The organism is Nocardia jinanensis (assembly GCF_014645735.1).
Taxonomy (GTDB): Bacteria; Actinomycetota; Actinomycetes; order Mycobacteriales; family Mycobacteriaceae; genus Nocardia; species Nocardia jinanensis.
Genome location: NZ_BMMH01000022.1, coordinates 1 through 14,989, shown reverse-complemented (window position 1 = coordinate 14,989; position 14,989 = coordinate 1). Strand labels below are relative to the sequence as shown.

General features: G+C 68.1%; 12 protein-coding genes. 8 read left to right on the top strand and 4 right to left on the bottom strand.

Features of this window, described 5'->3' with window-relative positions; genetic code table 11:
* Positions 1-183 precede the first annotated feature (183 nt).
* The 3 genes from IEY68_RS30245 (at position 184) to IEY68_RS30235 (ending at position 2,590) form a co-directional block, all read left to right on the top strand.
* A complete protein-coding gene (locus IEY68_RS30245; RefSeq protein ID WP_062999967.1) occupies positions 184-414 on the top strand; it encodes a hypothetical protein in 231 nt (76 codons plus the stop codon).
* Between the two features lie 82 nt (positions 415-496).
* Positions 497-1,813 (top strand): AI-2E family transporter, encoded by a 1,317-nt coding sequence (locus IEY68_RS30240; protein WP_189094562.1) that lies wholly within the window; start codon positions 497-499, stop codon positions 1,811-1,813.
* Positions 1,814-1,936: 123 nt separating this feature from the next.
* Positions 1,937-2,590 carry a DUF1707 SHOCT-like domain-containing protein gene (locus tag IEY68_RS30235; RefSeq protein WP_189094574.1) on the top strand — a complete coding sequence of 218 codons (654 nt, stop codon included), beginning with the start codon at positions 1,937-1,939 and terminating at the stop codon, positions 2,588-2,590.
* A 13-nt stretch (positions 2,591-2,603) separates the two neighbouring features.
* On the opposite strand, the gene IEY68_RS30230 is transcribed toward IEY68_RS30235, so the two are convergent.
* From IEY68_RS30230 to trmB, 3 genes are read right to left on the bottom strand one after another with little or no spacing between them, the layout of a single operon-like run.
* A complete protein-coding gene (locus IEY68_RS30230; protein ID WP_062999958.1) occupies positions 2,604-6,392 on the bottom strand; it encodes an MMPL family transporter in 3,789 nt (1,262 codons plus the stop codon).
* The gene (locus IEY68_RS30225; RefSeq protein WP_058853979.1) at positions 6,393-7,121 is read right to left on the bottom strand and encodes an NYN domain-containing protein; all 729 of its coding nucleotides are present in this window, start codon (positions 7,119-7,121) and stop codon (positions 6,393-6,395) included. It lies immediately after the preceding gene.
* Positions 7,121-7,939: a tRNA (guanosine(46)-N7)-methyltransferase TrmB gene (gene trmB, locus IEY68_RS30220; protein ID WP_082681209.1), complete on the bottom strand. Its 819-nt coding sequence runs from the start codon at positions 7,937-7,939 to the stop codon at positions 7,121-7,123. The genes IEY68_RS30225 and trmB overlap by 1 nt, the downstream gene beginning before the upstream one ends.
* A 124-nt stretch (positions 7,940-8,063) precedes the next feature.
* On the opposite strand from trmB, the gene IEY68_RS30215 reads away from it, so the two are divergent.
* The 5 genes from IEY68_RS30215 to IEY68_RS30195 all read left to right on the top strand — a co-directional run bounded on the left by IEY68_RS30215 (position 8,064) and on the right by IEY68_RS30195 (position 13,921).
* Positions 8,064-9,188, top strand: coding sequence for a hypothetical protein (locus IEY68_RS30215; protein ID WP_229719129.1), 1,125 nt, complete (start codon positions 8,064-8,066; stop codon positions 9,186-9,188).
* Positions 9,175-10,740 (top strand): hypothetical protein, encoded by a 1,566-nt coding sequence (locus IEY68_RS30210; RefSeq protein WP_082681208.1) that lies wholly within the window; start codon positions 9,175-9,177, stop codon positions 10,738-10,740. The genes IEY68_RS30215 and IEY68_RS30210 overlap by 14 nt, the downstream gene beginning before the upstream one ends.
* Before the next feature lie 241 nt (positions 10,741-10,981).
* Positions 10,982-12,814, top strand: a complete 1,833-nt coding sequence (locus IEY68_RS30205) for a phosphoenolpyruvate carboxykinase (GTP) (protein WP_058853977.1) — start codon at positions 10,982-10,984, stop codon at positions 12,812-12,814.
* A 269-nt stretch (positions 12,815-13,083) separates the two neighbouring features.
* Positions 13,084-13,266 carry a hypothetical protein gene (locus IEY68_RS30200; RefSeq protein WP_058853976.1) on the top strand — a complete coding sequence of 61 codons (183 nt, stop codon included), beginning with the start codon at positions 13,084-13,086 and terminating at the stop codon, positions 13,264-13,266.
* Between the two features lie 340 nt (positions 13,267-13,606).
* Positions 13,607-13,921, top strand: a complete 315-nt coding sequence (locus IEY68_RS30195) for a hypothetical protein (protein ID WP_058853982.1) — start codon at positions 13,607-13,609, stop codon at positions 13,919-13,921.
* A gap of 1 nt (position 13,922) precedes the next feature.
* Here the strand turns inward: IEY68_RS30195 and IEY68_RS30190 are convergent, their stop codons facing one another.
* A complete protein-coding gene (locus tag IEY68_RS30190) occupies positions 13,923-14,648 on the bottom strand; it encodes a class I SAM-dependent methyltransferase (RefSeq protein WP_058853981.1) in 726 nt (241 codons plus the stop codon).
* Positions 14,649-14,989 lie beyond the last annotated feature (341 nt).

The window sequence follows — 14,989 nt, the reverse complement described above, 5'->3', positions numbered from 1 at the left end:
TGATGCTCTACCAGCTAGTGTGGCTGAGCACTTCACGAGTTAGCCGCGTTTTCTCATTATTGTGCATTATTGTGCATAGATGTAGACCGTCGCGCCTGGACGTTCGTAGCTTCGTCTCAGCCGCCGCGCCGGGTGTCTTCTCCTCGGCGCGGCGTGCAAGCCAATGACGAACAAAGGGCGGTCATGCTGTTCACAGTCGAGGTGAGTTGCTGCGGGTCGCAGTGGTACTTGTACGCGCCTGCCTTCGGGGTATCGCGGTTCGTATCGGACAAGGAGCGCATCCGGGAGGAAGCGCGGGCGATGATCGCGAAGTGTGGTGCTGCGCCGTCCGAGTTCGAAATCGATCTGGAGCTGGGCCGGGTCATCGACAAAGCGGTGTTGCTGGGGATCGAACTGGTGACAGATCAGCCGTGAAGCGGCGCGGCAGTCCGGTCCTCCGTCCGCGCGTTCTGTGTACTTCCGCAACCTTGCGGCCACCGTGACTAGGCTCGATCGGGTGACCGAGCCGAAACCATCTGCCGCAGACGCCGTTCACCCCATCGTCCGGCAGACCGCCGAATGGGCCTGGCGGCTGCTGGTGATCTTCGCCCTGGTCGGGGTGCTAGCGGCGGCGGTGCGGCGGCTCGACACCGTGGTGATCCCGCTGGCCATCGCCATGCTGGCGGCAGCGCTGCTCGCGCCACTGGTGGATTGGATGCAGCGTCGCGGGCTGCCCCGCGGGATCGGTGTTTTCGTGGCGCTGGTCGGCTCGCTGGGGCTGGTCGCCGGCGTGGTCACCTTTGTGGTGGAGCAGTTCGTGGTGGGTGTGCCGCAGCTGTCCGACGAGTTCACCAACAGCATCCACCAGGTGCAGGACTGGGCCATCAACGGTCCGATGCATCTGAGCGATGAGCAGATCCGCAATGCCGGTGATGCGGCGGTCCGGGCCATCCAGTCCAATCAGGACACGCTCACCAACGGTGCGCTCACCACCGCCACCATGATCGGTCACATCCTGACGGGTACTTTCCTGACCCTGTTCATCCTCATCTTCCTGCTCTACAGCGGCGACCAGATCTGGCGTTTCATCACCCGTGTAGTGCCGGCCGCGCACCGGGAACGGGTGCGCACCGCCGGGGAACTCGGATTCGGCTCGCTGGTGGGTTTCGTGCGGGCCACTGTCGTGGTCGCCGCGGTGGACGCGATCAGTATCGGTGCCGGGCTGGCCCTGCTGGGCGTACCGCTCGCGCTGCCGCTGGGTTCCCTGGTGTTCATCAGCGCGTTCATTCCGATCATCGGCGCGTTCCTGGCCGGTTTCGTGGCGGTGTTCATCGCGCTGGTGACCAAGGGTTTCGTGACCGCGCTCATCGTGCTCGGCATCATCGTCGCGGTGATGCAACTGGAGGGGCATGTGCTGCAACCGCTGTTGCTCGGGCGGGCGGTGCGGATCCATCCGCTCGCGGTGGTGCTCGCGATCGCCGCCGGTGTGGTGCTGGGCGGTATCGCCGGTGGTCTGCTCGCGGTGCCGCTGGTCGCCGTGCTCAATACCGCCATCCGCTCGCTGCTCGCCACGGACCCCGAGGAGATGCTGGGTGAGCTGACACCGGACCGTAAAGGTATCTATGTGGCCGAACCGGATTCACCGGAGAGTGGTGACCATTCCACGGTCGGCACACAGACCCTGGGCCGTTTCGATATCGGTGCCCTCCTCGCCGAGGCACAGCGCCGGCTGCCGCTCGCCCGAACCGGTGACCCGGACCCGCGACCTACCGGCCTCGGCCCAGGGACGAGTACGGTCGCCGATCAGCGGGAAACCCGAGATGAGCAGGGCTGACCGTGGCCCGTGCCACCCCCGCATCCGGGAATGCCCTGATGCGGGATCCCGGCGCCGCTGGGTAATCTCGGATCTATGAACGGCCCCGATCCGGTTTACGACGGTACGGGTTCCGGTGGCCAGGTGGTCAACCGGGACCTGCGTGTTTCCGATGCGGAACGGGAACACGTCGGGCAGCTGCTGCAGCGTGCGGTCGGTCTGGGCATGCTCTCCCTGGGGGAGTTCACCGAGCGGATGGATACCGCGCTGGCCTCCCGGACCCGCGGTGAACTGAACTCGGTGCTCGTCGACCTGCCCGGGGTTCGGTTGATCGGCGAACCGGCGACCGAGCGGGCGGCGGGTCACGGTAAGCCCGTACCGCTACCGCAACCGGGCCACGCCGCCGCCTCGGGTCTGGCAGGCGTGGTGCAGGGCGGGGCCATCCGGCCGCGTATGTCGGGGGTCAACCGCCGGGGCAACTGGCAGGTCGCTCCCATGCTGCGGGTCAACAGCTGGTTGTCCGGGGTGACTCTGGATTTCACCCAGGCGATCATGACCACCCAGGTGGTGGAGATCCAGGTCGACGACTACGCGAGTTCGCTCACCCTGGTGGTGCCGCAGGAGGCCACGGTCGATCTGGATGGCCTCGAACTGGTCGGGTCCAGCGTCAACAACAAAGTGCGCAGTGGCCCGCCGATCGGCCCGCTGCATCTGCTGGTGCACGGCCGGGTCCGATTCGGATCGGTCACCGCCAAACAGCCCTTCATGGCCCACTGGCGGCGACTGCTCGGACAGTGAATCCCGGGCGCCGCTAATCCTGTTCGCGGCGGCGCAGCAATTCGTTCACGCTGACCGACCGGCCCTCACCGTGCTGGTGGCGACCGCTGTCATCGGCCGGGGTACCGGCCTGCTGACGGCGTGCGGAACGCAGACCCGCCATCCACGATTCGATGCTGTTGCGTTCGCGGGGATCCGGATTCTGCTGGGCGCCGGGCTCTTCGGCGGATTGCTGGGCCAGGCTGTCGGGTCGCTGTGTGCCGGGAGCGGGACGTTGGGCGGGCCGGGTCGGCGGCTCCGGGGCACGGTAGAGACCGGGCACTGCCGGAGGCTGGGCGCCCGGCACCCGGCGCGGGAGTTCGGGCAGACCCGAGGCGGGCCCGCCTGGAGCGGTACCGGGATCGGGAATCCGGGGGAGCGGCCGCGGCTGCGAACCCTGGTCCTGTGGCGACCGCGTATCGGGCGGTCCCGGTTGGGCATCCGGGCCCGTGCGGCGCGGCGGAACCGGCGGTCGCGCGGGACCCTGGCCGGGGGCGGGCCGGTTACCGTCGCCCGCTCGCCCGCCGGGCTGTCCGGGTCCGGGCCGACCGGGCGGGCGTCCTTCGGGGGCCGGCGGACGCGGTGGCGCGGGCGGTCTGGCGGTACCGCCGGGCTGCCCGGGCGCGCCGGGTATCCGCGATGAACTGTCCGGCCGCGGGCGCGGTGCGCTGGTCCGGGCCTGCTGTGGAGTGGGCGGCACGGGAGGAGCGTCGGCCGGTGTCGGGTAGACGGTGCGCCCGCTCGCATTCTGGCTCTCGGCATCCTCGGTCGGCTCCGAGGCGAACAGACCCCGTAGGTTCGGCGTGGCGAAACCGGGCTGGGGCCGGCCTGCCTGGGGCCGACCCGGGGGCGGAGTGCGCTGCCCGTCGGCGGGGGGCGCGGGCTGGTCCGGGCCGGCCTGGTTCGCCTGAGGGCGGCCCGGACCGGGCTGGTTACCGGGTTGCGGCCGGAAATCGTTGCGCGGGCCGGGGCGGCGGGCGGCTTCGGGACCTGGAGCGCCGGGGCGGCGGGCGGCTTCGGGACCAGGAGCGCCGGGGCGGCGGGCGGCTTCGGGACCAGGAGCGCCGGGGCCGCGGCCGGTTTCGGGGCCCGGGGCGCCGCGACCGGGTTCGGGTGCGCGGGCCGGAGGACGGACCGGGGCCGAACCGGGCTGCGGAGTCGCACCGGGCTCGGAACGACCCGCGGGCTGCTGCGGATTACGGTTCGGTGCCTGGCCCTCGGCAGGAGACCGCATCGCGGCCGGCTGCGGGCTGTGCCCCTCGGCGGGCGGGCGCGGACCGCGGCCGGTGGACTCCTCGGGAGCGCTGCGGCCGGATTCACCGGGACCGTCCGCGGGCGGGTTCGCGCGCGGACGCGTCGGGTCCGGTGGGGTGGGCATCTGCTGTTTGGGAGCCGTCGGCTCGGCGGGGGCCTGTTTGCGGGCGCTCTTGCGCTGTCCCTTCGGCACCGCCTGCATATGCGCGGTGGGCGCGGCGGCCTCGATCTCCTCGCGGCTGCGTTTGAGCACCGGGGTTTTGCGTTGCTTCTCGGTGCCGATCGCCGGCATCTGCATGGTGACCGGATCGGTGACCGGAGTGGTCTTGACCAGGTCGACCACATCGCCACCGCCGGGGCGCTCATCGTCCAGGATGGGTTCGCCCAAACCGATCTTCTGCTGGATCCGCTTCATCCAGGCCGGAGCCCACCAGCAGTCGTCGCCGAGCAGTTTCATGGTCGCCGGGACGAGCAGCATCCGCAGGATGGTGGCGTCGATGATGAGCGCGGCGATCATGCCGTAGGCGATGTACTGCATCATCACCAGATCGGAGAACGCGAAAGCGCCGGTCACCACCAGCAGGATCAGGGCCGCCGCGGTGATGATGCGGCCGGTGTGCGCCGTGCCGATACGTACCGCTTCGGTGGTGGAGGCGCCCTGGGCGCGGGCCTCGACCATCCGCGACAGCAGGAACACCTCGTAGTCGGTGGACAGTCCGTAGATGATCGCGATGATCAGCACCAGCACCGGCGACATGATCGCCTGCGGCGTGAAGTTGAGCAGGCCGGCGCCGTGACCGTCGACGAATATCCAGGTCAGGATGCCGAGCGTGGAACCGAGGCCGAGCGCGCTCATCAGCGCGGCCTTGATGGGCAACACCAGCGATCCGAATGTCAGGAACATCAGCACCGTGGTGACCAACAGCACCAGGGCGATCATCAGTGGTATTCGGTCCAGGAGCGCGTCGATACTGTCCATCTGCAGTGTCGGCTGACCGCCGACCAGCATGGTCACATCGTCGGGGACCTCGATCGACCGGAGATAGTCGACAGTCGGTTCGTAGTCCTCGGAATCGAGCAGGGTCGCGCTCGAGCGGAAGAGATCCTTGCGCTCGGGGGATTGGGAGGGAACCGAGAAGCCGGAGGAATCCGCCAGACCCGGAGCCTTGTCGGCCTCCTTCATCACTTTCGCGATGGACCTGGTGTTCTCTCCGATGAAGACCAACTGGATCGGATCGGATTGGCGAAGCGGGAAGGTCTGGTCGAATTCCTCCTGCGCGACGCGAGTGGCATTGTCCGGCGGCAGATAGCGTTCGCTCATACCGCCGAAGGCCAGGTTCTTCACCGGGATGATCAGCAGCAGGAGCAGTACGCAGATCGGGATGGCGATCTTGAGGGGGTGCTGCATGACCCAGGTGGTGGCCCGGCCCCAGAAGCTGGCCTCCACCTCCTCGGCGGATTTGGTCCTGCGGATCTGCTTGAAGCTGAGCATGTCCACCCGTTTGCCCAGCACACTCAGCATGGCGGGCAACAGGGTGATCGAGGCCAGGGCGGCCAGCGCGACGGTGGCGATGGTGCCGTAGGCCATCGATTTCAGGAAGCCCTGCGGGAACAGCAGCAGGCCGCCGAGGCTGGCGATGATCATGGTCGCGGAGAAGATGACGGTCCGGCCCGCGGTGGTCACCGATCGCCGGACCGCGGCCTTGGTGTCGTAACCCTCGGCCAATTCCTCTCGGAACCGGCTGACGATGAAAAGTCCGTAGTCGATGGCCAGGCCGAGGCCGATCATCGACACCACCGCCCCGACGAACGAGTTCACTTCGGTGAATTTCGTCAGCATCATGATGATGCCGTTCGCGCTGATGATGGTCAGGCCACCGATGATCAGCGGCAGGGCCGCGGCCACCACGCCGCCGAAGATGAAGAACAGCAGGATGCCCACGGCGGGGATGGCCAGGATCTCCATGCGGTGCTGGTCGTGCGCCATGGTGTCGTTGAGCGTGCCCGACACCGGCTGCAGTCCCGCGACCTGCACATTCACGCCTTCGATGTCGAAAACGTCCTTGACGGCGCGAAAGTTGCGGACCATGTCGGTGTCGTTGTCACCGACGATCGCGATCGAGGCGAAGGTCTTGGTCTTGTCCTGGGAACCGAACACCGCGGGCTGGGCCTCACCGGTCTCGGTTTTCCAATAGGCGCCCTTCACCTGGGCTATCTGATCCGGATACTCCTTCGGCAGCCTGTTCAAGCTGTCGACGATCTTGTCCCGGAACGCGGGGTCGGTATCGATCGTCTGGCCCTCGGGCGCGGTGTACAACACCAGCACATCGGCATTGTGATCGCGGCCCCACGCTCCGTCGGAGAGCTCGGCGGCCGCCACCGACTCGGAGTTCGGATCGAACAACCCACTGGAGCTGAGATGATCCGCCAGACCGAGACCGTAGGCCCCCAGGCCCAGCATCCCGGCGACGACCACTCCGATAACGGCGAATCGCAACCGATAGACCAGATCGCCCCAGCGGGTGAACACTTAAGCGACTCCTTGTGCGGGGCGAGAGGTGAGTAGCGCCGACAGCGGCCGGAACGGCTGCAGCCAGGCACCCTCGTCGGGCAGCGAGTCGAGGCTCACCCGTGGGAGCGGTTCACGGAAAACTCCCGGGATGTCCTCGAGGTCGACGAATTCGAGAGTATCGGATGTTACTGCCCAACTCGCGTGCTCGCGGAAGCCGAGCACCTGAACCGGGATGCCCTCACCGGCCAGCAGCTCGAGCGGTTCGCGGAACGCCTGGCCGTCGGCCGAGGCCACGATGATTCCGGCCAGACCCGAACCCCGGGTGCGCTGGGCGATATGGCCGAGCATATCCGAATCGACATCGGAATCCTCGTCGATCTTCGGCTTGGCGAAGACGGCGTAACCGACATTGCGTAGCGCCTCGACCCACGGCCGGACCACATCCGCGGTCCCGGGAGCGATATTGGTGAACACGGTGGCTTCCGGTTCCAGCCGCTGCTTCTCGCCGGCCGAGAGTTCGGAGGTACGGGCCAGCAGCCACCGGCCGAGCGCGTCGAAACGAGGCCGATAGGCGGCGGTGGGCCGCCCGCCCAGGATGGCACCCAGGCCCATGTCCAGGTTCGGCGCGTCCCAGACCAGCAGGACCCGGCGCAGCCCGTCGGTTTCGGGGCCGACGGCCTCGTCGCCGGAATCGTGCAGACTTCCGGCAACCTCGTCGCCGGCCGGGGCCATCTCACTGACGCTCATCATTCGATCTTGCCCCATATGAACTCGTTGATCGCACTACCGGCGGTGTGTGCCTTGCTCTCGAATTTGGTGACCGGACGCTCGAAACCGATCGGCGCGGCCTCGCGTTGCTCGGCGCTCGTCCCGCCCGTGGTCTCGTTCAACCCGATGAGCAGGGGTTCGGCCGCGCCGACCGCGGCGATGTGCTCGGCGTACCCGGCGTGGTCGGTGGCCACGTGCAGCACACCACCGGTCCGCAACCGGTCGGCGATGAGGGCGACGGTGGCGGGCTGCAGCAGCCGGCGCTTGTGGTGGCGGGCCTTGGGCCACGGGTCCGGGAAGAACACCCGCACGCCGGTCAGCGATCCGGGAGCAATCATGTTCTCCAGCACATCTACAGCATCGCCGCGCAGTAGCCGGATATTACCGATCTCCTCGCGCTCGATCCGCTGGACGAGCTGGGCCAATCCGGGGCGGTACACCTCGATCCCGATCAGGTTCAGCTCGGGTTCGGCCAGGGCCATCGCGGCGGTCGCGGTGCCGGTTCCACAGCCGATCTCTATCACCAGCGGTGCTCGCCGGTCGAACCAGGCGTCGGCGTCGAGCGGTTCGTCGGCGACCTCGCGACCGAGTACCGGCCAGGTGCGGTCCCAGGATTTCTGCTGTTTGGGGGTGAGCGCGCCGCGCCGGGAACGGAAGCTGGTGACCCGCGGGTACAGGCGGGAACCGGCATGCCGTCGCTGCCGGCCGCCGGTATCGCCGGATGTTTCCGAGAGAGCGACCGGAACGGAGTCGGAGCTGGGATGCACGGCGTCGTTCACAGCCCTATTGTCCAGCATGGCCGGTTCGGGGCCGCAACGGACCGGTAGGGGCTACCGGTTGGTAGGACCGACTCGGTCCGCACCCGCCGCGGCAGGGCCCCGGTTCTGACAGAATGCGCACCGGAAGAAGGGGGTGAGGCACGTGGCGGTAGTAGAGGGATCGGACGGATATATGCGTGAGGTGGGGCCGGGGGATCCGCTGGATCGGATGATCTCCGCGCTCCGGATGGGCGACGGCACGGACGCGGGGATCGCGAACGGTATCGAGGTGGCGGTACAGCGCTGGCGGACCCTGCCGCGCGCGCAGGTCGCCGGGCGCACCCGGGCCGGGCGGACCACGGTGTCCGGAGCTCTCGGGCTTCAACCGGGGGTGGAGACCGCGCCGGTGGACGAACCGGGCTTCCCCGATCCAGTGCTGGACGCCGATATCGTCGTCTACGTCCTGGCCAGTACCCCGTCGCCGGGGGACCGCCGGATTCTCGCGTCGTTGCGCCCGGAACGCACGATCCTGGTGCTGAACAAGGCCGACGCGATCGGCACCGGCTGGGCCGACGCGGTAGGGGCGGCCCGGCAGTTCGGCCGGGAATTCGGTCTGCCCGCGTTCCCTGTGGTCGGGTCGCTGGCCGCGCGGACCGTTTCCGGTGCCTTCCAGGAAACCGATCTGGCGTTGCTGCGCCGGTTGGCGCAATCCGGGACCGCGGCGACGGTATCCGCCGAGGCGTTCGTCTCACCGGCCGCCGGCCCCGATACCGCCGCACGTGCGGAACTACTCGAACGCTGGGACCTGTACGGACTGGCGTGTGTGCTGGCCGCGCTGGAACGCGAACCGGAACTCGCGCCGCAGACCGTGCTCCAGATTCTGCACACGGTCAGCGGGATCGATCCGGTGGCGCGACTGCTCGGGCAGCGCTATCAGCAGGCGATAGCCCGGCGAGCCGGCACGCTGATCGACGAACTGACCCGGTTGGCGGCCCGCGCGGTACCGCACGGGCGCAGCCGGGCGCGGGCGCTGATCACCGAATATCTGGACACCGACGAGGCCCGGTGGCTTGCCCTGTGCGGCGGTCTGGTCGACCCGGAGGTCGCTCATCTGGCCGCGGGCTATCCCCGGCCGGAGCCCGAGGACGCCGACGACGCGCTGGCCCGCGCCATCCGGTGGCGGGCGGTGGTGGCCGGTGAGATGTCGCCGGCCGCGCGTCGCGCGGCCATCCGGGTCCACAACGGATATGTCCGCATGTGGGAGCGGATGAGCAGTGTCGGACTCTGACCGGGGTCCGGCGGACGCGGGTCTCCCGGAAACCTCCCGGGACTCGGTGAGCGAGGCTACGGTTCCGGCCGAACACGGACTGCCCGACCGGGTCGCCGAGGTGGTGGCGCGCTGGAATCCACAGGGGATGGGCCTGTTGCGCACGATGTCGGTGACCGGCACCGCCGCGCAGATCCGGCTCGTCGGCGCCGACGATGCCAATACCGCCCTGCTGCGCACCGAGCTGACCCGTATCGAACCGCGTATAGATCTGAGCGCGCCCACGTCCGATCCGTGGGTGAGCGCGGTGCCGGGAGCGGTGGTGCTGCTGATCCTGGACGCCGGAGTGGTTATCGGCGCGGCGGAGCTGGACACTGTGCGCCGGTTGTGTGCCGAGGGGGCGCGGGTGCTGCTGGTGCTGAACGGCACCCATGCGCACAAGGACTGGCAGCTGGTCCGGGATCGCAGCGCCGGGTTGCTGGCCGCCGCGGATCTGGACTGCGAGATCGTGCCCGTCTCGGCCCGCCTGGCCATGGCCGCGCGGACCGGCGCCGATTCGACCTTGCTCGATCGTTCCGGGCTCGCGGCGCTGCACGCCCGGCTGGTCGAGTTCACCACCGATACCTCGACCGCGGCCGCGCGGCGTACGGCGGCGGTCGCGCAGGTCGTCGCCGGTACCCGGGAGCGCATCGTGCAGGAGGAAGCGCTGCTGCGGTCGGGTACCGAGGCGGAATTGCTGCGGGGGGAACGGGCCCGGCTGCTGGCCGATCGCGACGGCGGTCGCGCGGTGGCGGTGTCCACGCTGCGCGCCCAGATCAATCTGGCCCGGGTCGATCTGCTCACCCAGGTCGGTTCCCGGGTCCGGGCGCTGCATACCGAGGCCCGGGCCGAACTCGACAGTATGGACGGGGCGGGCCGCCGTGCTTTCCCGGAGCGACTGCGACAGGCGGTGGGTCAGCTGACCGCGACGGTGGATCTGGATATCGCCGCCCGGCTGACCGAATTGCGGGTACGGGCAGCGACCGCGCACCCCGCGAGCGTGGCACCACCGGAGGGCGCATCGGCGCTCCGGTACGAGCCGGCGCCCACGCTCGGTCCTGATCCGCAACCCCGGCGCGGGGGTGTCGAAGATCACCTCATGATCGTGCTGGGCGCCTCGGCCGGCGTCGGTCTGGGACGGCTGATGGTGTCTCCGCTGGCATTGGTACCGGCCCTCGACGCGGCCAGCGTTCCGTTCACGCTGCTGCTCGGCGCGGGCGCGGCCGCGTGGGTGGTGCGGGCGCGCCGCCAGCTCGCCGACCGTGATCACCTGCGGCAATGGGTCGCCGACGCGGTGGCGAATGTGAAAGCGCAGCTCGAGCAGCGGGCGGTGACGGCGCTGGTGGAGACCGAATCCGACCTGTCCGACGAAATGGTGCGGGCCGCGGCGGCGGGCATGGTGGATGTGGATCGCCGGGTCGCCGAACTCGAGACGGCATTGCGCCGCGTCACCACCGGACAACCCGGCCGGCTCGCCGCCTGCGCCCGCGACAGGCAGATACTGGAGCAGTGGACACCGGCTTCCGGAAATTAGTTTGTCCACCCCTATAGATCGGCAACCCGATTCCATAGGGGGCGCAATACCGCGTTAACCTCTAGACAGGAACCTGGGCGTCCGCTTCGCCCTGAGTACACTGCCTCGATCCGGCGGTGCACAGGATGGACCGTTGCGGAAGCCTTACCCGCCAATGGTGGCGCTAGGTGTTTTCGCGCTGGTCACGGGCCCAAGGGCCAGGGCGGAGGCAACCTTCGCCGCCCATTTCAGGAGAATTTTCATGACCTCAGCGACCATTCCCGGTCTTCGTGGATCCGACGGCACCGCGCCGACCGAACACAGCGAACTGCTCGCCTGGGTTCAGGAGGTCGCCGAACTGACTCAGCCGGAGCGAGTCGTCTGGGCGGACGGTTCCGACGCGGAATGGGACCGGCTCACCACTCAGCTCGTCGAGGCGGGCACATTCCAGAAGCTCGACGAGAAGAAGAAGCCGAATTCTTTCCTGGCTTTATCCGATCCTTCCGACGTGGCCCGGGTCGAATCGCGCACCTTCATCTGTTCGAAGACCGCGGCCGACGCCGGGCCGACCAACAACTGGGTCGAACCCGCGGAGATGCGGGCCACCATGACCGAGCTCTACCGGGGCTCGATGAAGGGCCGCACCATGTACGTGGTGCCGTTCTGCATGGGCCCGCTCGGCGCCGACGACCCCAAACTGGGCGTCGAGATCACCGATTCGGAATACGTCGTGGTCTCCATGCGGGTGATGACCCGGATGGGCCAGGCGGCGCTGGACTCGCTGGGCGCGGATCGGCCCTTCGTGAAGGCACTGCATTCGGTGGGCGCGCCGCTGGCCGAGGGCCAGGCCGACGTCCCGTGGCCGTGCAACGACACCAAGTACATCACCCACTTCCCCGAGGATCGCGAGATCTGGAGCTACGGTTCCGGCTACGGCGGGAACGCGCTGCTCGGCAAGAAGTGCTACTCGCTGCGGATCGCCTCGGCCATGGCCCACGACGAGGGCTGGCTGGCCGAGCACATGCTCATCCTCAAGCTGATCTCTCCGGAGAACAAGGCCTACTACGTCGCGGCGGCGTTCCCCAGCGCCTGCGGTAAGACCAACCTCGCCATGATCCAGCCGACCGTGCCGGGTTGGCGCGCGGAGACCTTGGGCGACGATATCGCCTGGATGCGTTTCGGTGAGGACGGCCGCCTGTACGCGGTGAACCCGGAGTTCGGTTTCTTCGGTGTCGCGCCCGGTACCAACCGTTCCTCCAACCCCAACGCCATGGAGACGCTGGAGGCCGGTAACACCGTCTACACGAATGTCGCGCGCACCGACGACAACGATGTGTGGTGGGAGGGCTTGGAGGGCGAGCCCGATCACCTGACCGACTGGAAGGGCAACGACTGGTACCTGCGGGAGACCGAGACGCTGGCCGCGCACCCCAACTCCCGGTACTGCACCCCCATGTCGCAGTGCCCGACGCTGGCCCCCGAATGGGACGACCCGAAGGGTGTGCCGATCTCGGCGATCCTGTTCGGCGGCCGCCGCAAGACCACCGTGCCGCTGGTGACCGAGTCCTTCGATTGGCAGCACGGCGTGTTCATGGGCGCCACGCTGTCGTCGGAGCAGACCGCGGCCGCCGAGGGCAAGGTCGGCACCGTGCGCCGCGACCCGATGGCCATGCTGCCGTTCCTCGGTTACCACGTGGGCGACTACCTGGGCCACTGGATCAATCTGGGCAAGAACGCCGATTCGGCCAAACTGCCCAAGATCTTCTACGTGAACTGGTTCCGGCGCGGTGACGACGGCCGTTTCCTGTGGCCCGGCTTCGGCGAGAACTCCCGGGTGCTGGAGTGGATCGTCGGCCGGATCGAGGGTTCCGCCGATGCCGAGAGCACCGCGATCGGCCATGTGCCGACCGCCGCTCAGATGGATCTGGCCGGGCTGGACGTGAAAGCCGCCGATGTCGACGCGGCGCTCGCGGTGAACGTGGACGAATGGCGGGCCGAGATCCCGCTCATCGAGGAGTGGTTCGAATTCGTCGGCGACAAGCTGCCCTCGGGTGTGCGCGACGAGTTCGAGGCGCTCAAACAGCGCGTGCAGTGAGCACCGCGGTCATCCGGCTGCGGCCCGGGTGACCCGATGGATTCCCACCGGCGACCCGCGGCGAGCAACTTTCGCCGCGGGTCGCGTTGTGCCACGGGCAGGGGTGTTCGCCGGTGCGGGGGCGGGTTCGACGAGGTCGTGTGTCTTATTCTGGATGTGTCTGGATCTCACGACCACGCATTCCCGATTGGACCGTCCTGATATCGCCCGATCGGCTCACCCGCAGCTGTTCGTGACCGAGCCGATCACCCCTGAGAGGTGGTTGGAATATGGCCGACGGGTTCATCACCCCGGAATCTTCCGGTGATACCCCGGTGAGTACACCGCTGCACCGCGTCGCGGGCCGGCTGCAATCGGCCCTTCCGGACGGCTGGCGGGTCGAGGTGGTCGCGGTCGAGGACCCGATGACCGGCGATCAGCCAGTGCTGCGCGCATTGCTGACTACCGATTAGTTCGTTACCCGAATTTTCTCGCTCCGGCGCCCGAGATCGTCTGCTGTAGCCGCTCTTTCGTGTGTCCGGCGTTTCGGGCACGGCCGAAACCGCAGGCTGTGGCACACTTTCGGTGTGTACGGGTGTCATGCCGCACGCGAAGAGAATTCGCGAATTCTCCCCTCGGATCAGCCGTCCGTGTGTTATTAGACCAGATGGTCGTTACTCCGAAATCCGACCTCGCGGTTCGTATTTCATCGAACGCACTATTGCGTTTTGTTGCTGGAGGGCGCATGCTGTTAGCCAGATATCAGCTCGCTCCATTCATCGAACCGAATACCCGCGATTGGGAGAGGTGTTCATGGCGGTGCAAGTGATCGGCCGGGCGTTGATGACCAGCGACCAGACCGACCATCAGGCGAAAAGCGTTGGCAGCGGCGGCTGGGTCGTCTCCTTCCTACCCGGACGGACCCTGACCACAGAGCAGGCTGTAGCGGCTATGCAGGCCGCCGAGGCCGTGGCGGTGGTCGGCGGCCTGGCCGATCTGGTGGGGCTCACCACCCTGGAAACCGTCGGGCTGGCGATTCGGGAATCACCGTGGACCCGAGCCGACCCGGTGGTCCGCAGCGGCTGGCGCGGCCGGATCGGGCGGAGCCGCGCGCAAGTGGCGCTGTAGATCAGCCGGGTTTGCTCGCGACCACCACCAAATTGCTGACCAGTAGCTCCCGGATTCCGGGCACCCGTACCAACCACCAGGCCCATCGCGGGTGGTATCGCGGGAACAGCACGCCGATGTGCGCGGGTGTGCGCCGCGACCAGCGCACACCGTCGGCGGCCCGGATCGCGAACAGGGAGGTGCCGAAACGGTTCTTCGGCTCCTTTCCGTTCCGGCGCCGATACCGCCGGGCGGCGTACTCTCCGCCGAGGTAGTGCCAGGGTCCGGTCTCGTGGCCGCCGAACGGGCCGAGCCACACCGTGTAGGAGAGCACGATCATTCCGCCGGGTCTGGTCACCCGTACCATCTCATCGGCCATCCGCCACGGATCCGGCACGTGCTCGGCCACATTCGACGAGAAACAGATATCGACCGCGTCGTCGCGGAACGGCAGGGCCATCCCGGAACCGCGGACCGCGGCCGGTACCGAGATCCCGGCGGCGTGCATTTCCGAGGGGTCGGGTTCCACCGGAATATAACGGGCGCCGGCTCGAGCGAACTCGTCGGCGAAATAGCCTGGGCCGCCTCCGACATCGAGCACGGTGGCGCCGGTCAGATCGCGGCCGGTGAGATCGGCGTAGAAATCGGCGAGCAGCTCGGCGCTGTCGGTGGCGATACCGCCGTAGAACCGGGCAGGATCGGTCTGCTCGAACCGGAAACTGTGCAGTAGGCGCAGCGACCGGCGCACAGTGGCCCGGCGCGCGAACCGGAAACGTTTCGGCGTCGATCGGGTGAAGGCCGGGCGGGCAGCATCGTCCGGCTCACCGCCGGGGCGAACTGCGGTATCGACGGCACCACCCGTCGTGGGCGTTATCCGGTCCACAGGAGATTCCTCGGCGTCGAGCACGATGCCGAGTCTCGCATATTGTGGTGGGTGACAAATCCCGCCTCCGTGGTCGGGCCGGCCCCGGAGCCGCAGCGCGTGTCGCACGCCGTCCGAAGTCGTCGACCGTTGAGCAGGTACAGAGTGGTGCGCCTGCTCAGGCTGGTCGAGGTGCATCTCTGCCTTCACCTTCCGTCTATTCCGAT